At 69.4% G+C, this 19,539-nt stretch carries 21 protein-coding genes; 5 read left to right on the plus strand and 16 right to left on the minus strand.

The features are described from left to right. Nucleotides 1–165 precede the first annotated feature (165 nt). Entirely contained in the window at nucleotides 166–930 is a 765-nt protein-coding gene (locus ABZ420_RS30805) for a hypothetical protein (protein WP_357130085.1), read from the plus strand. A 54-nt stretch (nucleotides 931–984) separates the two neighbouring features. On the opposite strand, the gene ABZ420_RS30810 is transcribed toward ABZ420_RS30805, so the two are convergent. After that, entirely contained in the window at nucleotides 985–1,497 is a 513-nt protein-coding gene (locus ABZ420_RS30810) for a hypothetical protein (protein ID WP_040866182.1), read from the minus strand. Nucleotides 1,498–1,677: 180 nt separating this feature from the next. On the opposite strand from ABZ420_RS30810, the gene ABZ420_RS30815 reads away from it, so the two are divergent. Further along, nucleotides 1,678–2,328, plus strand: a complete 651-nt coding sequence (locus tag ABZ420_RS30815; RefSeq protein WP_357130089.1) for a hypothetical protein — start codon at nucleotides 1,678–1,680, stop codon at nucleotides 2,326–2,328. 56 nt (nucleotides 2,329–2,384) lie between these two features. Here ABZ420_RS30815 and ABZ420_RS30820 read toward each other — a convergent pair whose 3' ends face one another. Then, nucleotides 2,385–2,522: a hypothetical protein gene (locus ABZ420_RS30820; RefSeq protein ID WP_357130092.1), complete on the minus strand. Its 138-nt coding sequence runs from the start codon at nucleotides 2,520–2,522 to the stop codon at nucleotides 2,385–2,387. Here ABZ420_RS30820 and ABZ420_RS30825 point away from each other — a divergent pair. Continuing rightward, a complete protein-coding gene (locus ABZ420_RS30825) occupies nucleotides 2,521–3,885 on the plus strand; it encodes a wax ester/triacylglycerol synthase family O-acyltransferase (RefSeq protein WP_357130095.1) in 1,365 nt (454 codons plus the stop codon). The genes ABZ420_RS30820 and ABZ420_RS30825 overlap by 2 nt on opposite strands. A gap of 49 nt (nucleotides 3,886–3,934) precedes the next feature. Here the strand turns inward: ABZ420_RS30825 and ABZ420_RS30830 are convergent, their stop codons facing one another. Beyond that, nucleotides 3,935–5,953 (minus strand): AMP-binding protein, encoded by a 2,019-nt coding sequence (locus ABZ420_RS30830; RefSeq protein ID WP_357130169.1) that lies wholly within the window; start codon nucleotides 5,951–5,953, stop codon nucleotides 3,935–3,937. 386 nt (nucleotides 5,954–6,339) lie between these two features. Between ABZ420_RS30830 and ABZ420_RS30835 the strand changes: the two genes are divergently transcribed. After that, entirely contained in the window at nucleotides 6,340–6,573 is a 234-nt protein-coding gene (locus ABZ420_RS30835) for a hypothetical protein (protein WP_357130098.1), read from the plus strand. A 5-nt stretch (nucleotides 6,574–6,578) separates the two neighbouring features. Here ABZ420_RS30835 and ABZ420_RS30840 read toward each other — a convergent pair whose 3' ends face one another. From ABZ420_RS30840 to ABZ420_RS30850, 3 genes are read right to left on the minus strand one after another with little or no spacing between them, the layout of a single operon-like run. Then, entirely contained in the window at nucleotides 6,579–7,418 is an 840-nt protein-coding gene (locus tag ABZ420_RS30840) for an RNA polymerase sigma factor SigF (protein ID WP_357130101.1), read from the minus strand. Beyond that, nucleotides 7,408–7,851, minus strand: a complete 444-nt coding sequence (locus ABZ420_RS30845) for an ATP-binding protein (RefSeq protein ID WP_063053692.1) — start codon at nucleotides 7,849–7,851, stop codon at nucleotides 7,408–7,410. Before ABZ420_RS30845 ends, ABZ420_RS30840 begins: the two co-directional genes overlap by 11 nt. Further along, nucleotides 7,851–8,330: a DNA starvation/stationary phase protection protein gene (locus ABZ420_RS30850; protein ID WP_357130104.1), complete on the minus strand. Its 480-nt coding sequence runs from the start codon at nucleotides 8,328–8,330 to the stop codon at nucleotides 7,851–7,853. The genes ABZ420_RS30845 and ABZ420_RS30850 overlap by 1 nt, the downstream gene beginning before the upstream one ends. A 349-nt stretch (nucleotides 8,331–8,679) precedes the next feature. On the opposite strand from ABZ420_RS30850, the gene ABZ420_RS30855 reads away from it, so the two are divergent. After that, nucleotides 8,680–10,167, plus strand: a complete 1,488-nt coding sequence (locus ABZ420_RS30855; protein ID WP_357130107.1) for a mannitol dehydrogenase family protein — start codon at nucleotides 8,680–8,682, stop codon at nucleotides 10,165–10,167. On the opposite strand, the gene ABZ420_RS30860 is transcribed toward ABZ420_RS30855, so the two are convergent. From ABZ420_RS30860 to ABZ420_RS30905, 10 genes are all read right to left on the minus strand, one after another. Further along, nucleotides 10,164–10,922: an acyl-ACP thioesterase domain-containing protein gene (locus ABZ420_RS30860; RefSeq protein WP_357130110.1), complete on the minus strand. Its 759-nt coding sequence runs from the start codon at nucleotides 10,920–10,922 to the stop codon at nucleotides 10,164–10,166. The two genes, ABZ420_RS30855 and ABZ420_RS30860, sit on opposite strands and share 4 nt — an antisense overlap. A gap of 142 nt (nucleotides 10,923–11,064) precedes the next feature. Beyond that, entirely contained in the window at nucleotides 11,065–12,480 is a 1,416-nt protein-coding gene (gene der, locus ABZ420_RS30865) for a ribosome biogenesis GTPase Der (RefSeq protein WP_357130113.1), read from the minus strand. Beyond that, on the minus strand, nucleotides 12,477–13,154 hold the full coding sequence (cmk, locus tag ABZ420_RS30870) for a (d)CMP kinase (RefSeq protein WP_357130172.1): 678 nt from the start codon (nucleotides 13,152–13,154) through the stop codon (nucleotides 12,477–12,479). Before cmk ends, der begins: the two co-directional genes overlap by 4 nt. Before the next feature lie 65 nt (nucleotides 13,155–13,219). Further along, nucleotides 13,220–14,299: a pseudouridine synthase gene (locus tag ABZ420_RS30875; RefSeq protein WP_357130116.1), complete on the minus strand. Its 1,080-nt coding sequence runs from the start codon at nucleotides 14,297–14,299 to the stop codon at nucleotides 13,220–13,222. Nucleotides 14,300–14,308: 9 nt separating this feature from the next. Then, nucleotides 14,309–14,965, minus strand: coding sequence for an SMC-Scp complex subunit ScpB (gene scpB / locus ABZ420_RS30880; RefSeq protein ID WP_357130119.1), 657 nt, complete (start codon nucleotides 14,963–14,965; stop codon nucleotides 14,309–14,311). Between the two features lie 46 nt (nucleotides 14,966–15,011). Next, the gene (locus ABZ420_RS30885; protein ID WP_357130175.1) at nucleotides 15,012–15,818 is read right to left on the minus strand and encodes a segregation/condensation protein A; all 807 of its coding nucleotides are present in this window, start codon (nucleotides 15,816–15,818) and stop codon (nucleotides 15,012–15,014) included. Nucleotides 15,819–16,540: 722 nt separating this feature from the next. Further along, entirely contained in the window at nucleotides 16,541–17,515 is a 975-nt protein-coding gene (locus tag ABZ420_RS30890) for a ParA family protein (RefSeq protein WP_245548908.1), read from the minus strand. 57 nt (nucleotides 17,516–17,572) lie between these two features. After that, nucleotides 17,573–17,851, minus strand: a complete 279-nt coding sequence (locus ABZ420_RS30895; RefSeq protein WP_357130122.1) for a hypothetical protein — start codon at nucleotides 17,849–17,851, stop codon at nucleotides 17,573–17,575. A gap of 75 nt (nucleotides 17,852–17,926) precedes the next feature. Beyond that, nucleotides 17,927–18,871 (minus strand): site-specific tyrosine recombinase XerD, encoded by a 945-nt coding sequence (xerD, locus tag ABZ420_RS30900; protein WP_357130124.1) that lies wholly within the window; start codon nucleotides 18,869–18,871, stop codon nucleotides 17,927–17,929. A gap of 6 nt (nucleotides 18,872–18,877) precedes the next feature. Next, entirely contained in the window at nucleotides 18,878–19,537 is a 660-nt protein-coding gene (locus ABZ420_RS30905; protein ID WP_357130127.1) for an NUDIX hydrolase, read from the minus strand. Nucleotides 19,538–19,539 lie beyond the last annotated feature (2 nt).

The raw sequence follows: 19,539 nt of genomic DNA on the forward strand, positions 1-19,539 counted from the left end.
GAGAATTTTTCGATATCTCCGACCGGCCGAGCCGGAACGCTCATAGGTAGCTGCAAGCGCTGCTAGGCTGCTCAGCGACCTAGACGACTGCTCTTGTGCCGCCGGAGTGCGCGGGTCCGGCAGTGCTGGGCGCAGGTATGAACCCGATGAAGGAATGGACGAACCATGCAACTCCGCGGCATCACTGCGGCAGCGATACTCGCCATCGGCTCGCTGACCATCGGCTCCGGCGTCGCTCACGCCGAGCCGGCTCCCGACATCACCTACTCGGCCAGGATCGTCGAACAGACGGTGGTCGCCGCGCTCCGGGGCGGAACCTTCGAATTGTCCAAAGCGCTGCGCGATCAGCCCGTCGGCGAGGAGAACGCTCGACTAACCGAGCGCGACGGGGTGCTCGTCGACCACACCGGGGCCCCCGCCGACATCGCTCGAGTGATCGACGTGGTCGACATCCGCGACGAGGACGGCCACCTCGCCATGACGTTGCCGCTCGACTTCCGGATCGCGGGCACCGCCATTCCCGTGCATCCCGAAGTGAAGAAGGACAGCACGGTGCTGGAACTGAAGCCGACCAGGCCGGAAGGCATCGCCCCCACCGAAACAGTGGTCGCCAAACCGGTCGCGTCCATGACCGAGAACCAGCGTGCCCGTGACGAATTCGCCGGCCAGTTCGGACTCGCCACCGCCATCGGCGGTTTCATCGGAACCGCCATCGGCGCCACGATCGGATGCCTGGTCACCATCGCCGTCGGGTGCGTGGCCGGTCTGCTGACCGGCGCGAGCCTCGGCGGCATCCTCGGAACCATCGCGGTCGGCGGACCGACCCTGGTCGTGGCGGGTGTCGACCTGCTCACCACGCTGCAGGCAGCCGAGGGCACCACCCGCTTCGCCGATAAGCCCGTCCAGGTCACGCCCGCACCGCCCAAGTGACCTCGTCGCGGCGGCGACCACGCCGCCGGGACGAGAGCTCCGACGACCGCGCCGCTACAGCGGCGCGGTCGTCGTGTTCGAGCGGCCCACGCGCTCATCGTTGATCAGGTGATAGGCGCGCCCCAGATCGTCGAGCGCTCGCTCCCATCTGGTATCCGCGTCGTGGCCGCGCGGGTTGCGGCTGAGCAGAAGCAGTGTCTCGGCCGCGTCCGTCGACCGCGCGGCGGCGTCCAACAGAACCGGCACCGGCTCCACCGTGGTGCCCGCGGCCAGCGCGCCGATCCGGTCGTGCAGCCAGTGCGCGTCGAAACGCACCTGCTCCGTGGGGTTCTCGCCGTTCACCGGGAAGGTGCTCACCGCGGCGGCCTTGGCGGCCTCCTCCTCGTCCATCGTCGTGGTGACGACCTGACGCAGTTCACTGCTCGCGATCCGGTGTAGCAAACCGATCAGTAGGACCCGTTCGGCGTCCGGACCGCGCAGACCCGTGCCACCCAACCACCCGCCGACCTCGTCCGGGTCGACGCGCAGAATCGACAGAACCGCTCGTAACTGCGCAATCGTTACCACTTCGTCCGCCCCTCCTCATCGTTGCGGCCCCACCATCACACCTCGGCGACAGCCTGCCAAACCCGAGGCGCGTTAACCGTCCGGTAGCCCTTTTGCCGATCCGGCGTGTCTCCGCTCTGCGGTCCAGGTCACCTCGAACCGCAGGATAAACCGGAGGCCTACGTGGGTACTCCAGAATCCATGAGAGCGATACCGGCGCGGGTCACTGGTGACACGACCACGTCCGCAGTGCGCGAGTCCGAACACGGCGGTGCGATCGCGAGCACGAAATGGCGACGGATCAGGGAGGTGATCGCCACCCGGACCGTCGCCGATGCCACGCGAGAAGTGTCGATCGAGGTGGGGAAACCGCAGATGGCACCAGGCGCCACCGGCGTGGTGTGCGGATTCCGCATCCAGGGCATCGGCGAGCGATGGGCGCACGGCCCCGACTCCATCGCCGCGCTGTACCGCGCTTTCCAGGAGATCGCTCAGGAGCTGCGGCAAGCCAACAGCCACGGCGCGCACTTCGCGGTGACCGAACCGTGCGACCCCGGCTTCCCCGCCGCTCCCACCCGCCCTTCGTGCGCCGCCACGACGGCCGAGCACGAGTCACAAGCTCTGATCGCGGCCCGTACGCTGCGCGATGCCGACAGCTCGTTGTCGATCATCATCGGCAGGCCGTACCTCGCCGCCGACCGGCGCGAGCATCTGTGCCGGTTCCACATCAGCGAGCAGGGTGCGTCGCTGGCCAGCGGCGTCGATGAGATCCAGGCGCTGCACACCGCGATCAGCATGATCAGCGAACGCCTCGAGCTGCCGCGGGATTGGCCGGTCAGCCGCCTGTCCTGAGCCCGAGACGCACAATCCGCGGCGAACCGCCCAGCCGGTCCGGATTCGGCATCGAATCACCGGTTGGTGGATCGTCGTTCGACCGGCGTGGGTAGCCGCGCCATGAGCAGTCCGGCACGTCCGTCGCCGACCTTCCCCGCGTCCTGATCCAGACCGTGGCGGAGTCGCGGCGTCGCCAGGAGGGAACTGCCCATGGAATTCATCTCGCCGGTGGACGCCCTGTTCCTCATCGCGGAATCACGCGAGCACCCGATGCATGTCGGTTCGCTGTCGATCTTCGATCCCGCGGACGGCACCGGACCCGAGTTCGCCCGGCGCGCGCACGCGACGCTGGCGGCCGACCAGGACTTCCACCCCATGTTCCGCAAGCGTCCTGCTCGCCTCCTCGGCACTCCCCAGCTGGCCTGGGCAGTGGACAGCGCCGTCGAACTGGACTACCACGTCCAACGGTGGGCGCTGCCGGAATCGGGTGGTCTGGACGCCCTCACCGAGATGGCCGCCGGCCTGCACAGCACCCTGCTCGACCGGCACCGGCCGCTGTGGGAGGCGCACCTGATCGAAGGGCTCGCCGGCGACCGGGTCGGCTTGTACGCGAAGATGCACCACGCGCTCATCGACGGCGTCGGCGCGCAACGCCTGTTACAGCGCACGCTCAGCACCGATCCCGAGTCCGGCGCCGCGCTGGTGCCCTGGCATCTGCCGCCGTCCTCGGGGCACCAGGAGCACGCACCGCGCAGGCACACCCTCGGCACCCGCGCGCGTGCGCTGTTCGCCGCGGCGGGCTCTGCCTCTTCGGCGCTGCGCCTGGCCCGCACCGCGCTGGTCGAGCAACAGCTGACGCTGCCCTTCGCCGCGCCGCGCACCATGTTCAACGTCCCGATCGGCGGAGCCCGCCGCTGCGCTGCCCGCTCGTGGCCGCTGGACCGGGTCCGCCAGGTCAAGAAGATGACCGGCACCACGCTCAACGATGTGGTGCTGGCCATGTCGGCGGGCGCGTTGCGCGCTTATCTGCTCGAACACCTCGCCCTGCCGGACAAGCCGCTGATCGCCATGGTTCCGGTCTCGCTGCGCCCCGAATCCGACGACGGGGGCAGTGGTGGCAACGCGGTGGCGGCGCTGCTGTGCAATCTCGCCACCGACCTGCCCGACCCGGCCGCGCGGCTCGCGGCGATCAGCTCGTCGATGCACCGCGGCAAGGAGATCTATCGCACGCTCTCCCCCGTACAGGCGGTCTCGCTCTCCGCGCTGACCCTGAGTCCGCTCGCCCTGTCGCTGCTGCTCCCTGCCACGGTCGCGCTGACCAGCCCGCCGTTCAACATCGTCATCTCCAACATCCCAGGCCCGCACGAACCCCAGTACTGGAACGGCGCGCGCGTCGCGGCCAGCTATCCGCTGTCGATCCCCCTGGACGGGCAGGCGGTGAACATCACCCTCACCAGCAATGCCGACAGCCTGGACGTCGGCATCGTCGCCTGCCGCCGCAGCGTGCCGGATGTGGCCAGGCTGCTCGACCACTTGGAATCCGCGTTGACCGACCTGGAGGACACCGTCTACTGACCCAGCGGCGAGCCGACGGCGGCCGGGCCGCCGGATCGCCGCTCGGAGGTCAGGACGAACTCGCCGTCCCGAGCCCGTTGATCGACGGCGGCAGCTCCGGCTTCGCCGCACCGGGGCCGGCCAGCAGGCGCTTGAGGATCTTGCCGGTGTCGCCGCGCGGCAGCGCCGAGAGGAAGGTGACGTCACGCGGGACCGAGAAGCGGCTCAAGCGGTTGCGGATGTAGGTGCGGACCATGTCCGAATCGAGCCCCGACCCTTCGCGTTTCACCACGAAGGCCACCAGCCGCTGCCCGAATTCGTGGTCCGGCACACCGACCACCGCGACGTCGCTGACCTGCGGCAAGTGCGCGAGCGCCTCTTCGACGGGGCGCGGGAAGACGTTCTCGCCGCCGGAGATGATCATCTCGTCGTCCCGGCCCGCGATGAACAACCGGCCCGAGGCGTCCAGATAGCCGAGGTCGCCGGTGTCGAGCATGCCGTGCGCCTCGTCCGGCGGCGCCGAGTTGACGTAACCGTCGAACAGCATGTGATTGCCGACGAAGATGTGCCCGGTGGCGCCGATCGGCAACCTGCGGTGGTCCGGCCCGAGCACGGCGACCTTGGTGCCCAGCGGGGGGCGCCCGGCCGTGGTCGGCGAGGTGTGCAGGTCATCGGGGGTCGCGATGGTCGCCCACGAGACCTCGGTGGAGCCGTAGACGTTGTAGAGCACGTCGCCGTATGCCTCCATGAATCGCTCGACGGTCGCGCCCGCCAGCGGCGCGCCGCAGCTGATCATGTGCCGCAGGCTGGAGGTGTCGTAGCGGGCGCGCACGTGCGCGGGCAGATCGAGGATGCGCTGCACCATGGTCGGCACGACGATCACCGTGTTGACCCGGTGCTCGGCGATGCTGCGCAGGCAGTCCTCCGCGTCGAACCGTCCCGTCAGCACCACGGTCGCGCGCAGCGCGGTGCTCAGCTGTAACCCGGCCAGCCCCCAGGTGTGGAACAGCGGCGCCGGGATCAGCATGGTCTCGTTCATCTGCATCGGGATGCGCGACAACAGGGCCGCGATGGACCCGAAGCCCTTCGGGTGCGGCCTGCGCGCTCCCTTCGGCGTCCCGCTGGTCCCCGAGGTGAGCACGATGAGCCGCCCCGGCTGGGCGGGCGTGCGGAAGGTGGTGTGCCCCTCGGCCACGAGTTGATCCACGGTTGTCCGCTCGGGCACCGGGGGCCGTTCGTCGGTGTTGTAGCGCGGGATGTCGGCGTGCAGGTAGCGCACCAACTCCTCCAGGTCGCCGTCGACGAACAGCGCCGAAAGCCGGTCGCGCTGGACGATCTCCTCGATGGTGCGGCCCGCCAGCCCGGCGTTCAGCAGGGCGACGTCCACGCCGAGTTTTCCCGCGGCGACCATGCATTCGACCATCGCCGCGTGGTTGCGCGCCAGCAGTCCGATGGCGTCACCGGGGCCGAGACCGTGCGCGGCCATCGCGCCTGCCAGCGCATTGGTCCGCTCGTGCATGTCGGCGAAGGAGCGGGTGCCGTGGTCGTCGATGATCGCGACCCGGTCCGGGGCGTACGCCGCGCCCGCCGCGTATCCGCCCGCCAGGTTGAAACCCCACTTCGCCAGTGAACGCAGCTGTTTGAAGCTGCGATCGAGACGAACCGGCAGCACGACGCCGCTGGCCACCATCTGCCGCGCGACGCCCGCGTTGCGCCGGATCGGCGAATCCTCCCCGTTGACCACCAGGGAGGTCCGCGCGCCCTTGGCGACGTCGGCCACCCGCTTCAGTCCGCACTTGGTCCATTCCGCGATCGCCACATTGGACAGCTCGGCCACGCGGGGGTGCACGCGGCTGGGCGCGAAATAGGTGACCGTGATCTTGGTGCGCTCCTCGTCGCCGTGTAGCCGCACCGAAGCGAAGCTGCCCAGCGCGGCGTACTGCATCTCGAAGCTCTCGTACCAGCGGCCCACGCTGATTCGGATCTGGTGGGTGCGGATACCGGACTCGTAGGTGCCGACGCGCATCTGCCAGACCACGTTCCCGTCGGCCGACTGGATCTGCTCACACGCGCCGATACCGGTGAACATGCGCGGATACGTCTGCGGTTCGAGCAGCAGGTCCCAGATGGTCTTGCGGGCGATAGCGAATTCGGCGACTACATCGATGACATCGGTAACCAACTTGTGCACTTCTCGTCGGCCGGTTCGAAGAACTTCGGGTCGGCGGGTAGCTCCTTTGTAACGTCAGTCACAGGTAAGGTCAAGTAGCTCGGGCCTCGCCGCCACTACCAGCGACACGCAGGAAATACTTTGCGATTGCCCAGCATTCACCTGAGGCTGGGAACCGGCCCAAATCCCTCGCGCGACGCCTGTGAATGAACCCAACGATCACCGAAACTCCCGCCCGGCGGCCACGGCCGATCCTAACGTCGCAGACGCCTGCTCGGCAGGACCGCCCGCTGGCTGGAGAGGTTATGGACCACAACCCCGCACGACGCATCGCGCACTCCCGCGCCGAGGAGATCCTCGACTTCTTCGGCAAATGCCGAGCGTGCGGCTATCCCGCTTACGCGGAGAGCACCACGCTGCGCTACGACAACGGCGAGATGGAGACCAAGGTCATCGCAAGCTGCGCTTTGCCGTGCGGCTGGACGGGCGAGGTGTCCGCCACCCCGATGACGGGATCCGCCGCCTACCCCCGCCCATAGGGAAGTCAGGCCGCGCGCGAGGCGAGTTCGTCGGAACCGAGCGCGCGCTTGCGCAGCTCGCCCAGGATCCGGGCGAGGATGCGCGATACCTGCATCTGGGACACGCCCAGCTCTTGCGCGATCTGCGTCTGGGTCCGGCACTCGTAGAAGCGCATGATCAGCACCTGCCGATCGCGCGGCGGCAGCTCGGCGATCAGGGGACGCACCGCCATCGCCTGCTCCAGCAGGTCGTAGCACGGCTCCTCGGCACCGAGCGTATCGGCGAGCGCCTGCGGCGCGCCGTCGCCGTCCTCGCGGCCACCGGCATCCAGCGAGTTGGTCTGGTAGGCGTTGCTCGCGATGAGCGCCTGGGTGACCTCGCCGAGTTCGACGTCCAATTCCTCGGCGATCTCCCGCGCCGTCGGCATCCGCCCGAGGCGGTGCGACAACGTCTCGGTGGCCGGGCCGATGCGCAGCTGAATCTCCTTGAGCCTGCGCGGAACTCGCAAGGACCACGTGTTGTCCCGGAAGTGCCTGCGCACCTCGCCCATGATGGTGGGGACCGCGAAGCCGAGGAAGGAACTGCCGCGGGAGACGTCGAACCGGTCCACCGCGAGCACCAGCCCGACCCGGGCGATCTGCAACAGGTCCTCGTAGGACTCACCGCGGCCGGAGAACTTGCGGGCGATGTGTTCGGCGAGCGGAAGACAACGTCGCGTCACCTCCTCGCGCAGAGCGGCGCGATGCGGATCGTCCTCCTCCATCGAGGCCATCTTCTCGAACCACGGCTCGATGTTGTCGTAGCTGTCCCCTGCGCGCTTACGGCCCGTCGTGCCATTCCCGTCGGTCGTGAACTCACGTGTCATCAAATGGTCCTCGTTCCCAACTGAATTCGATAACGGTCGGATACCCGCCGATCTCGGAATCAAAAGGGTCACGAGAAATCGACAACGAACTGGTGAGCATGCGCACGAGTTCCCAGCTCAACGGATCGCCTTCGGCCACCTCGTCACCGAACGCGGCGACGGAATCGACGCGCACACTCATCCGGCCCGCGCCGTAGGTGAACGCACAGCCGAGCACCGAGCCGGGCGCGGCGCCCACCAGCAGCATGGTGGCCGCCTCGTTGATCGCCAGGCGGATATCCGCGGCCGCGTCGAACGGAACGTCGGCGACCAGGCAGACGGTGTCCGTCATCGCACGGATCAGGGCCAGGTGTCGCGCGTCGGCGGGGATCCGCACCGCGACCGTGGTGGTCTCGGTGGCGGGCGCGCCGAACGCGCATGTGATCACCCGCATCAGACCGTGGCGAGCTGCGCTTGCCACATCCAGTGCAACTGCTCCAGTCGCGCCGCGATCGCCAGGAACAGATCCTGGGTTACCGGATCGGCCTTCTCGGTGGCCGCGATTCGCTCACGCAGCCGCTTGATCACCGCGGCGAGGTTGCCGACGATCGTGTCGATGATGTCGGTGTCCTGCTGCCAGCCCTCACCGATACCGATCGCGCCGGAATCCTTGGCCACGGTTCCCGCGCGACCGTCCGGGCTGATCCCGACGGCGGTGGCGCGTTCCGCGGCCGCGTCCGTGAAGTCCCGTGCCACGGTCACCAATTCGTCCAGCGCGAGGTGCACCGACCGGAAGTTCGAGCCGACCACGTTCCAGTGCGCCTGCTTGGCGATCAGCGACAGGTCGATCAGGTCGACCACCGTGTCCTGCAGGGTCTCGCCCGCGATGCGCTGCTGCTCCGGGTCCAAGGTACTGGTGATGGGTTGGGACATCGTTCTGAACCTTTCTGCCGTTCATCCGGGTCATCGACGGTCTACCCAGTCAGGCCGCGATAAACCTCCCGGTAGGGCCGGCGGACGGGAAACGGGGTGGACGCCCCGGTCCCCCGCACGGGTCTCCGGCGGCTCGTGCAGGGTGCACGGGTGACTCGGGCGCGACCGCACCGCACCACGGCGTCGGTGACGATCCGCGCGCGGGAAGTGGAACAACACGGGGGCAGGTGGCCGACGCCGACGGAGGGCGCCACGGGCCGGACTCGCTGCCGCCGACTCCGCCGCGCCGGGCCGGTCCGCAACCACCGCTGCACTATGGTGTGATCCACACAACACGGGGAGGTGCGTGATGGCGGAGCGGACCGCGACGCCCTTACAGGCGGCGACCTTGACGGAGCTCGCCGATCGCGTCTCGACACCGACCTATGACCGAACCCGGATCTCGACCGGCATAGCGCATTTCGGGGTCGGCGGGTTCCATCGAGCACACCAGGCGATGTACGTCGACCGCCTGCTCGAGCGCGGACTCGGGCAGGACTGGGGCATCTGCGGTGTCGGCGTACTGCCCGGCGATCGCCGGATGCGCGATGTGCTGCGGGCGCAGGACGGCTTGTACACGTTGTCGACGGTCGCGCCGAACGGCGCTTGGACCACGCGCGCGATCGGCTCCCTCGTCGAGTACCGGTACGCGCCCGATGATCCCGAGGCCGTCGTGGCGAAGCTCACCGATCCGGCCACCCGGATCGTCTCGCTCACCATCACCGAGGGCGGCTACCACATCGCCGCCGCCACCGGGGAATTCGACGCCGACGACCCCGGCATCCGCGCCGATCTCGCCGGGAGCGCACCGCCCGCCACCGTTTTCGGGCTCGTCACCGAAGCGCTGGCGCGGCGCCGATCGGCGGGTCTCGCGCCGTTCACCGTGCTGTCCTGCGACAACATCGAGGGCAACGGCGACGTCGCGCGCCGGATGTTCGGCGCGTTCGCCGCCCTGCGCGATCCCGGGCTCGGATCCTGGGTGGCGGAGCAGGTGCGCTTCCCGAATTCGATGGTGGACCGGATCACCCCGGTGACTCCCGCCGGGGCGACCGGCGAGGTCGAGCGGCGGTACGGGCTCATCGACCGCTGGCCGGTGGTGACCGAGCCGTTCGCGCAGTGGGTGCTGGAGGATTCGTTCGGACTCGGCCGCCCGGCCTTCGAGGAAGTCGGGGTGCAGGTCGTCGACGACGTCACCCCGTACGAGCTGATGAAACTGCGGTTGCTGAACGCGAGCCACCAAGCGCTGTGTTACTTCGGATATCTGAGCGGCTACCGGCTCGTCCACGAAGCCGCACAGGATCCGGTCTTCCGGCGCTTCTTGCTGCGCTACATGGACGCCGAGGCGACGCCGACGCTGCGACCGGTGCCCGGGGTCGACTTGGACGCCTACAAGCGCACGCTGCTGGACAGGTTCGCCAACCCCGCGATCGGCGACACCATCGCCCGGCTGTGCGCGGAATCCTCCGACCGGATCCCGAAGTGGCTGCTGCCGGTGGTCCGGACGCAGCTCGCCACCGGCGGAGAGATCGACTGCGCGGCGGCGGTCGTCGCGAGCTGGGCGCGCTACGCCGAGGGTGTCGACGAGGACGGGGCGGCGATCGAGATCGTGGACCGGCTTCGTGACCGGCTGACTCCACTCGCCCGGCGCCAACGCCGACAGCCCACCGCTTTCCTCGGCGAGCGCTCGCTGTTCGGCGACCTGATCGACCATCCCCGGTTCGTCACCGCGTATCTGGCGGCGCTGGACAGCCTGCGCACCAGAGGCGCCCACGCCACCGTCGAGGAACTGGCTCGCTAGCGTGGGGTGACGCGGGCGACAGCCCGGCAGTCGGCGCCGACCGCGAACCAGACATCCAGGCTGGAGTCGGTGCACCGGGCGACGAGCTCGACGTCCTCGCCCGATCGCACCGGCTTGCCGTACTCGACCACCACGCGGTGCGGACCGGACTTGAGTTCGGCGTGATCGGCGAGCACTTCCTCGAGCGCGGTGAGGTAGACCGCGTTGTTCATGTGGTCGAGCAGATCGATGTCGGTGGCTCGAAGCGGAAAACGCCTGCGCTCGACGCCGGGATCCCCTGCGGCGGGCATCGGGTCGGTGAGTTCGGCTTTCCAGCGCAGCCGATGCTCGGACGTGCAGGCCAGCATGGGTGCCAGGAACCGGTCGCTCATCCGGGCGGGGACCCCCGATTCGGTGCCGAAATGGATCAGGAAGCTCTCGGTTTCCACCAGCCCGCCCGCGCTGCCGCAGATCTGGACCCGCATCGTGCACCACCGGGTGGATGTCGCCGAGGGCCACCGCCGCAGGGTCGCCGCCTCACCGAACGCGAGCGGCTTCAGCGCGTCGACCACCGTCCTGCGGATCACCCACAGCCGATGGATGTCGCCGTCCTCGAGGACATCGAGATGGTCGTAGCCGACGTCCTGCAGGTAGCGCGCGACACCGTCGAGCCGCAGCCGCTGGTCGCGATCGGTATCGGCGAGACGCACCGGCCATCCCGTCTCGAACGGAGTCAGGACGGCCGGTGGTTCCGGCAGCACGCTGGGAATGGCCATAAGCGGATGATGCCAGCCATTTGCCGCAATCGCACCGCTACGCGCGGATCGTCATCGATCCGAGAAGATAAGGGCTCCCATTAGGTAACTTACCTTAGGCGTGCTGCCGAAATTGATCGCTAATAGTTAGCTCGACTGCTCTTTATTTCTTGCGATCCCGCTTCTCCCGCACCCGCACCGAGATGCGCACCGGCGAGCCGTCGAAGCCGAACTCCTCGCGCAACCTGCGTTCCAGGAAGCGCCGGTAGCCCGCCTCCAGGAAGCCGGTGGTGAACAGCACGAAGGTGGGCGGCCTGGTGGTCGCCTGGGTGGCGAACAGCACGCGGGGCAGCCTGCCGCCGCGCATCGGCGGCGGGGTGGCGGCGATCACTTCCTTCAGCCAGGTGTTGAGCCTGCCCGTCGAGATGCGCTTGTCCCAGGACTCGAGTGCGGTCTCCATGGCGGGCACCAGCTTCTGCACCGCGCGGCCGGTGTGCGCGGAGATGTTCACCCGCTGTGCCCACGGCACCCGGACCAGATCGCGGTCGACCTCGCGGTCCAGTTGCAGACGGCGATCCTCGTCGACCAGGTCCCACTTGTTGAACGCCAGCACCAGCGCCCGCCCGGAATCGGCGACCATGCTGATCACGCGGAGATCCTGCTCGGTGATCGGCTGCGAGGCGTCGATCAGCATGATCGCCACCTCCGACGCCTCCAGTGCCGACTTGGTGCGCAGCGAGGCGTAGAACTCGGTGCCGCTGGCATTGCTCACCTTGCGGCGCAACCCCGCGGTATCGATGAATTTCCAGATCTTGCCGCCCAACTCGACGAGGGAGTCGACCGGGTCGACCGTGGTGCCCGCGACATCGTGCACCACCGAACGCTCGTCGCCGGCCAGCTTGTTCAGCAGGCTCGACTTGCCGACATTCGGCTTGCCGACCAGCGCCACCCGACGCGGGCCGACACCGCCGGTCCCTTCGCGTGGCGTCTCGGGGAGCACCGCGAGCACGTCATCGAGCAGGTCGCCGGTGCCGCGGCCGTGCGCGGCGCTGACCATGCGCGGCTCGCCCAGCCCGAGCGACCACAGCGCCGCCGCTTCCGCTTCCACCCGGTGGTCGTCGACCTTGTTGGCGACCAGGATGACCGGGACGGCGGAGCGGCGCAGTTTCCGCACCGCGGCCTCGTCGGTCGCGGTGGCGCCCACGACGGCGTCGACCACGAGCAGGATCGCGTCGGCGGTCTGCATGGCCAGTTCGGCCTGGCGGGCCACCGATTGCTGCAGCCCCTTCGCGTCGGGCTCCCAGCCACCGGTGTCCTGCACGAGAAAACGGCGGCCCGCCCAATTCGCCTCGTAGGACACGCGGTCGCGGGTCACGCCGGGAACGTCTTCCACCACCGCCTCGCGGCGGCCGAGAATCCGGTTCACCAGCGTCGATTTGCCCACGTTCGGGCGGCCGACCACCGCGAGCGTCGGCATCGCGACGTGCGCTCGGTCCTCGAATTCGCCCTCGAGTTCGGCCAGTTCCCAGTCGGCCTCGTCGCTCCAGACGCCGTCGCCGGCGAGCACATCCTCGTTCATCGGTCACCTCCGGTCCGGTACGTCGAGACCTGCTGCGCGACAACGCGATACAGCTCGTCGATGACCTCGTCCATGGACAGTTCGCTGGTGTCGACGCGCACCGCGTCCTCGGCCGGGCGCAGCGGGGACACCTTGCGGGTCGAGTCGAGCGTGTCGCGGCGCTGCACGTCGGCGAGCACGGCCGCGTAGTCGTCGCCCCGGCCCTCGGCGATGTTCTGCTGATTGCGCCGGTGCGCCCGCGCCTCGGCGGACGCGGTCAGGTAGATCTTGGCGTCCGCGGCGGGCAGCACGACGGTGCCGATGTCGCGGCCCTCCACCACGATCCGCCCCGCGGCCGCCGTGATGTCGCGCTGCATGGCGACGAGCAGGTCACGTACCTCGGGCACGGCGGACACCGCGGACACGGCCTTGGTGACGGCGTCACCGCGAATCTCCGAGCGCACGTCCTCCCCGTCGAGCTCGATCACCTCGCGGCTGGGATCGGTGCCGATGGACAGCGGCAGTTCCTTGACCGCGGCGGCGATGGCGGCCGTGTCGGTCAGCTCGATGCCCGCGCGCAGCACGCGCAGCGTCGCCACCCGGTACATCGCGCCGGTATCGAGGTAGCGGGCGCCGAGGCGGGTGGCCAGGCGCCGCGAGACGCTCGACTTCCCGGTGCCCGACGGCCCGTCCATGGCGACCACCAGCGGGCTCGTACCGGCCGGCCGCGCCGGCGCCTGCACCGGGATCTCCACACCGTTCACAACGACACCGCCTCGTAGAGTTTGCCGATCTCATCGCGGCCGAGCACCCGCAACGTGCCGGGCCGTTGGTCGCCGAGCGCGACCGGGCCGATATTCGTGCGGACCAGCCGGACGACCGGATGGCCCACCGCGTCGAGCAGACGGCGCACGATGTGCTTGCGTCCCTCGTGCAACACGATCTTCACCAGGGAACGTCCCTCCCCCAGCTCGAGCACCTGGAAGCGGTCGACCTTCGCGGGACCGTCCTCCAGTTCGACGCCTTCCTTCAACCGCTTGCCGACCGCGCGGTTGTTCACCTCACCCTGCACCGTGGCCAAGTAGGTCTTCGACACCTCGAAGGACGGGTGCATGAGCCGGTGCGCCAGATCGCCGTCGTTGGTGAGCAGCAGCAGGCCTTCGGTGTCGGCATCCAGCCTTCCGACATGGAAAAGGCGCTGACCAGCGGCGATCCGCTCCGCCACGATGTCACCGACGCAGGGGCGCCCCAAATCGTCGGACATGGTGGACTGCCAGCCCTTGGGCTTGTTCAGCGCGACGTGCACCAGTTCCTCGCGCACCACCACGCGGGTGCCGTCGACGCGCACTACCGCGTGCTGCGGGTCGATGCGCAGGCCCTGCTCGCGCACGATCATGCCGTCGACCTCGACGCGGCCCTGCGCGATCATCTCCTCGGCGGCCCGACGCGACGCGACGCCCGCCTTGGCGAGGACCTTCTGCAACCGCTCACCCTCGCCCCAGGGGAGTTTGGCGTGACCGCCGGACGCGTCGGGCTCCACGTTCTGGTGGCGCGCGGGCTTGGCGTTGCTCAGCAGCGGCGGCGCTGTGACCTGCCGCTGCGGCTTGGGCTTCTTCTTACCGGCCGGGGCCGGGTGTCGCTGCGGGCTCGGCGCCTGCGCCGATCCGCGCTGGGCGGATCCGCGGCCCGTGCCTGCCTGCTGGCCGCCACGGGCGCTCGTGCCCCGTTGGGCCGAACGGGCGTCGCGCGAACCCGAGTTGCGGCTCGCGCCGCCCCGTTCGGGCTGTGCGCCGCGTTTCCTACGATCCGGTGTGCCATCTCGGCGAGCGGGCGTATTCATGATGTCCTGTCACTCTGCGGTACCGAGGTCCAAATCGGCCTCGGCGGGTTTCCTCAACCTGGTGTAACGGGGGTCCGTCTCCAGGCTCTCGTTGATCTCATCGATCAGGTCGACGCCCGGAAGCAGGGGCGCCAGTGGCGGCAGGTCGCTCAGCGAAGCGAGTCCGATCCGTTCCAGGAACAGCTCGGTTGTGCGGTACAGCGTCCCGTTGGTCTCCGGGTCGACGCCTGCCTCGGCGATCAAGCCCCTGGCCAGCAGGGTGCGCATCACCCCGTCGACGTTCACGCCACGCACCGCGCTGACCCTGGTCCTGGTCACCGGCTGACGGTATGCCACCACCGCCAGTGTTTCCAACGCCGCCCTGGTCAGTTTCGATCGGGAGCCGTCGAGCAGCATCCGTTCCACATACGGCGCGTACTCGCTGCGAGTATAGAAGCGCCAGCCGTCCCCGACGAAACGCAGATCTATCCCGCTGGACCGCGCCGACAGCTCGGCGGACATCGCACGCAGGGTGTGCTCGACCCGCTGCGGGCTGTCGCCGAGGGCGGCCGCGAGCTGGTCCACCGGCGCGGGAGCGTCGACGACCAGCAGCATGGCCTCCAGCGCCGAACGCAGATCGGCGTCCTCCAGCGGCTCGGGGGTGAGTTCCACCACTGCCTCACTCACGACTGCCCCTCGCCGCAGTCCGGGCGCGATCGCGCGCTGTGCTCGCTCACCCGTAGTCCTCCTCGATTGTCACGGTGTCCGTCTGTTGCGCGGCCTCGTCGCCGATCCAGCTGACCGCCAAGGGACCGAGCGGATCGGGCTGGTCGAACTCGATCGTCTTGCCGCGATACAGCTCGAGCAGCGCCAGGAAGCGGGCCACGATCTGCACCGGGAGATCGCAGTCCGCGACCAGCTCGCCGAAGGAGGTCCACGCACCCGCACCACGCTGTTTGAGCCGCTCGAGCACCAGTGCCGCCTGCTCGGCCACCGAAATCGCGTGCGTGTGCAAGTGGTCGAGCCCGACCTTGGGTACCGGACGGGGCCGGAAGGCCGCCGCGGCGATCTCGGCGAACTCGGCCGCCCCGACACCCAGCCTAACCTCGGGCAGCAGGCCCGCGAAGCGCTCCTCCAGGCCGACCGCGCGTGGATAACGGCGCAGCGCGGCCGCCTCCAGCTCCCCGAGCAGTTCGGCGACCTGCTTGAACGCGCGGTATTGCAGCAGCCGGGCGAACAGCAGGTCGCGCGCCTCGAGCAACTCGAGGTCCTCGGCGTCGGTCATCTCCCCGGACGGCAGCAGCCGCGCCGCCTTCAGATCGAGCAACGTGGCGGCGACGACCAGGAATTCGGTGGTCTGATCCAAGATCTTGTCCGCGCGCAACGTGTTCTCCCGCGCCATGCTCGCGGTCAGCGCCTTGGTGTAGGCGATGAACTCGTCGGTGACCTTGTGCAACGCCACCTCGGTGACGTCCAGCTTGCGCGAGCTGATCAGGGTCAGCAGCAGGTCGAACGGCCCCTCGAAGTTGCTCAGCCGCAGATGGAACCCCGACGCCTGCGCCTGGTCCGCCTGCGCCTCCTTCCCCGGCCGCGTGTCCGGCTCGGAGCCGGGTGTGGCCGAAGCAGCACCGGGCGCGTCGGGCACGGAGCCGGACCCCTCCGGGCCGGAGTGGGATACCTCAGGCACCAGACCGCGTGTCAGCGGGTCGGAGCCAGGTGCCTCCAGGCCGGCGTGCGATACCTCAGGCACCAGACCGCGTGTCTGCCGGTCGGAGCCAGGTGCCTCCAGGCCGGAGTGCGATACCTCAGGCACCAGACCGCGTGTCTGCCGGTCGGAGGCGGATACCTCCGACACAGGACGGAGTGCGCCCGCCTCTGGACCGACCAGCTCCGGCGCGGAGTCCGGCATGTGCGCGTCGGCGGGCCGGGCGGCATTCGCCTCGGCGACCTCCCGCGCGACCGCCTCGGTGCGCTGCGTGCCGGGTTCGTCCGCACTGTCCGGGGAAGGTGGGGCGTCGTGGTCCGGTTCCGGAGCGGTCGGTCCGGCGACGGCCGGATTCGGGCGCGCGGGCGCCGCGTCCCGGCCCGCCGCGATGAACGCGGCTGCCGCGTTACCGAGCGCGGGTGCGTTCCCCGGAGCGGTCGGGTCCGGCCCGGCGGCACCGGGGTCGCGGTCGTCCGGTGTGGAGGTCGATCCGGCCGAGGAAGACCCCTGGCCGGACGGGTTGTGGTGGGACGCAGACGAGGGGTCGGAGCGGCCGCTCACCGGCCGGATCGGTGGATGACTTCCCGGGCCATCGACCGATACGCTTCGGCGCCACTCGATTTCGGCGCCCATGTGGTGATGGGCTCGCCCGCGACACTGGCGTCCGGGAAACGGACGGTGCGCGCGATGGCGGTGTCGTAGACCAGCTCACCGAACACCTCGACGACGCGCGCCATGACCTGGCGGGAATGCAGCAGTCGAGAGTCGAACATGGTGACCACTATTCCGTACAGGCTCAACCGCGGGTTCAGCCGGTCCCGCACCTTCTCGACGGTGTCGTTGAGCAGCGCGAGCCCGCGCAGCGAGAAGTACTCGCACTCCATCGGGATGATCACGCCGTCCGAGCAGGCCAGGGCGTTGACCGTCAGCAGGCCGAGCGAAGGCTGGCAGTCGATGAGGATGTAGTCGTAGCGGTTGCGCACCGGCTCCAGCGCGCGGCCGAGCGATTGCTCCCGGCCCACCTCGTTGACGAGCTGGATCTCCGCGGCGGAGAGGTCGATGTTGCTCGGCAGCAGGTCCATGTTCGGGACCCGCGTCTGCATCAGCACGTCGTCGATGGACACCTTGGAACCGATGAGCAGGTCGTGCACGGTCGAGTCGAGATCGTGGTGTGCGACGCCGAGACCGGCCGACAGCGCGCCCTGCGGGTCCAGGTCGACGAGCAGCACCCGGCGACCGTATTCGGCCAGCGCGGCACCGAGATTGATGGTGGAGGTGGTCTTGCCGACCCCGCCCTTCTGGTTGCACATGGCCACGATCAACGCGTCACCGTGCTCGCCGACCGGCGGTGGGTCCGGCACCAGTCGCAACGGTCGACCGGTCGGGCCGAGCGTCGCGTCCTCGGGGACCGGCTCGACTCCGTGGCCCCACAGCGTTTCCGCCGCGGCGTCCGAGTACGGACCCGGTCGCGAGCCCGTAAGCGGCTCCGCCCCAGCACCCATCGGCGGCTCTGCCGCTCCGGCTGTCGTCACGATCCGCTGCTCCTTATACGTTCCTGCCCGTTGCCTCGCCGAGCGTAGCGAGGCCGATCAGGGCCGACCTCGCTTTCGTGCGGTCCAGCTCTCGATAGACGCTACCGCTTGACGGCACTCGAGTGCCGCGCCTGCGCGCGGCGTGTTCGTCCGGCGCTGGTCAACGCCATTGCGCAATTCGATCATGCTGTCCCAGTCCGCCTCCCCGCGCGCGATCCGGCCGGGTCGCCGGAAGTATTCGAAGCGGACGATACCGGGTGTGAGCACAGCCAGGAACTCCGCGGGCCCGTCGGCGGCGGCGCCGAAGGCGGGCACGGCGCCCGGCGCAAGCACCACCAGGCCACCTTTGCCCCGAAAGACTCTGCCGGTCAACGCCTCTCGCGTCATCGTCTGCCGCGGAACACGAAGACCTCACCGGGCGCGCGGGTGTGCGGTAGCCCAGACTTCGCGCAAGGTGTTGACCGTGACCAGGGTGTAGATCTGGGTCGTGGTCACGGAGGCGTGGCCGAGCAATTCCTGCACCACCCTGACGTCGGCGCCACCGTCGAGCAGATGGGTGGCGAAGGAGTGGCGCAGCGTGTGCGGCGACACCGCCGCCGCGATGCCCGCGCGTTCGGCGGCGGTGTGCAGAACCTGCCAGGCGCTCTGCCGGGACAGCCGGGCGCCGCGGGCATTCAGGAAGAGGGCCCCGGCGTTGCCCTTTCCCCGCGCGGCCAGCACGGGCCGTCCCCGGACCAGGTAGGCGTCCACGGCGGCGAGGGCGGGCCGTCCGATCGGCACCAGGCGCTGTTTCCCGCCCTTGCCGCGCAGCACGACCGACCGTTCCCCGAGGTCGAGATCGTCGACGTCCAATCCGACCGTTTCCGAGATGCGGGCGCCGGTGGAATACAGCATTTCCAGCAGCGCCCGGTCGCGCAGGCCGCGCGGGCCGCCGTCGACGCCCGCCGCGGGATCTCCCGAGCCACCGCCCGCCGCCTCCAGCAAACGCAGGACCTGGTCGTAGGGCAGCGCCTTGGGCAACCTGCGCCCCGGCGCGGGCGGCTTCACCGCGTGCGCTACGTCGGTGTCGGTCAGCCCCTCCGCGGCGGCGAAGCGATGCCAGCCACGCACTGCGATCAGCGCGCGGGCCACCGAACTCGCCGCCAGCGGCGGGTGCCCTTGATCGCCCGAGCGCAGCGCCATGGTGAACTCCGCGACATCGGATTCGGCGATCCTGTCGAGCGAGCGGATGCCGCGCCCGGACAGGAAATCCAGATAGCGACCGAGGTCACGCCGGTAGGCGCCCAATGTGTTGGGCGCGACGCCGCGCTCGACGGCGAGGTGGTCGAGATAGGCGTCGAGCTCGCGACCGAGCACTTCCGGTCAGTGTCCGGACTTCTCGGCCGCCTTGCGGCGGAGGAACGTCGTGGGCTGACCGTCCCAGGGTGCGTCCGGCGGCCGCAACTCGATCCCGCCCGCCCGCGCGGCCGCCAGCGCGAGCACGCCCGCGACCGCCGTGGCGTTGACGATCTCGCCGCTCAGCGCCGCGCGGACCGCCGCGTCGACCGGCATGCGGACCACTTCCAGATCCGCCTCCTCGAATTCCGGCTCCGGACGGTCGGTTTCGTACAGCCCACGCGCCAGGTACACCCGCAGCGCTTCGTCGGTGAACCCGGGCGAGAGCGCCACGTCCACCAGCACCGCCCATTCCCTGGCGGCCAACCCGGTTTCCTCGGCCAGCTCACGGCGAGCGGCGAGCAGTGGATCCTCGCCGGGCACGTCGAGCAGACCGGCGGGCAGTTCGAGCAGCCGCCTGCTGATCGGGTGACGATACTGATTGATCAGCACCACATTGCCGTCGTCATCGATCGCGGCCACGGCGACGGCGCCGTGGTGTTCGATCACCTCCCGCTCGACGACCCGGCCGCCCGGCATGCGCACCTGGTCGAGTCGCAACGCGAGGATCGCGCCGCTGTAGACGGTCTCGGTGGATACTGTCTCGAAGTCGTGGCTGCCCGGCTCGGCAGCGCCCCCGTCGGTCATGC

The organism is Nocardia sp. NPDC005745 (genome assembly GCF_040630775.1).
In the GTDB taxonomy this organism is placed as follows: Bacteria; Actinomycetota; Actinomycetes; order Mycobacteriales; family Mycobacteriaceae; genus Nocardia.

Bases quoted from the DNA above. Each gene is read 5' to 3' on its own strand.
- ABZ420_RS30830 (WP_357130169.1), bottom strand. From the start codon at position 5,953: ATGTTCACCGGTATCGGCGCGTGTGAGCAGATCCAGTCGGCCGACGGG.
- ABZ420_RS30825 (WP_357130095.1), top strand. From the start codon at position 2,521: ATGGAATTCATCTCGCCGGTGGACGCCCTGTTCCTCATCGCGGAATCA.
- der (WP_357130113.1), bottom strand. From the start codon at position 12,480: ATGAACGAGGATGTGCTCGCCGGCGACGGCGTCTGGAGCGACGAGGCC.
- ABZ420_RS30815 (WP_357130089.1), top strand. From the start codon at position 1,678: ATGAGAGCGATACCGGCGCGGGTCACTGGTGACACGACCACGTCCGCA.
- ABZ420_RS30805 (WP_357130085.1), top strand. From the start codon at position 166: ATGCAACTCCGCGGCATCACTGCGGCAGCGATACTCGCCATCGGCTCG.
- ABZ420_RS30820 (WP_357130092.1), bottom strand. From the start codon at position 2,522: ATGGGCAGTTCCCTCCTGGCGACGCCGCGACTCCGCCACGGTCTGGAT.
- ABZ420_RS30905 (WP_357130127.1), bottom strand. From the start codon at position 19,537: ATGACCGACGGGGGCGCTGCCGAGCCGGGCAGCCACGACTTCGAGACA.
- ABZ420_RS30835 (WP_357130098.1), top strand. From the start codon at position 6,340: ATGGACCACAACCCCGCACGACGCATCGCGCACTCCCGCGCCGAGGAG.
- ABZ420_RS30840 (WP_357130101.1), bottom strand. From the start codon at position 7,418: ATGACACGTGAGTTCACGACCGACGGGAATGGCACGACGGGCCGTAAG.
- cmk (WP_357130172.1), bottom strand. From the start codon at position 13,154: ATGGACGGGCCGTCGGGCACCGGGAAGTCGAGCGTCTCGCGGCGCCTG.
- ABZ420_RS30875 (WP_357130116.1), bottom strand. From the start codon at position 14,299: ATGAATACGCCCGCTCGCCGAGATGGCACACCGGATCGTAGGAAACGC.
- ABZ420_RS30845 (WP_063053692.1), bottom strand. From the start codon at position 7,851: ATGCGGGTGATCACATGCGCGTTCGGCGCGCCCGCCACCGAGACCACC.
- ABZ420_RS30855 (WP_357130107.1), top strand. From the start codon at position 8,680: ATGGCGGAGCGGACCGCGACGCCCTTACAGGCGGCGACCTTGACGGAG.
- ABZ420_RS30850 (WP_357130104.1), bottom strand. From the start codon at position 8,330: ATGTCCCAACCCATCACCAGTACCTTGGACCCGGAGCAGCAGCGCATC.
- ABZ420_RS30860 (WP_357130110.1), bottom strand. From the start codon at position 10,922: ATGGCCATTCCCAGCGTGCTGCCGGAACCACCGGCCGTCCTGACTCCG.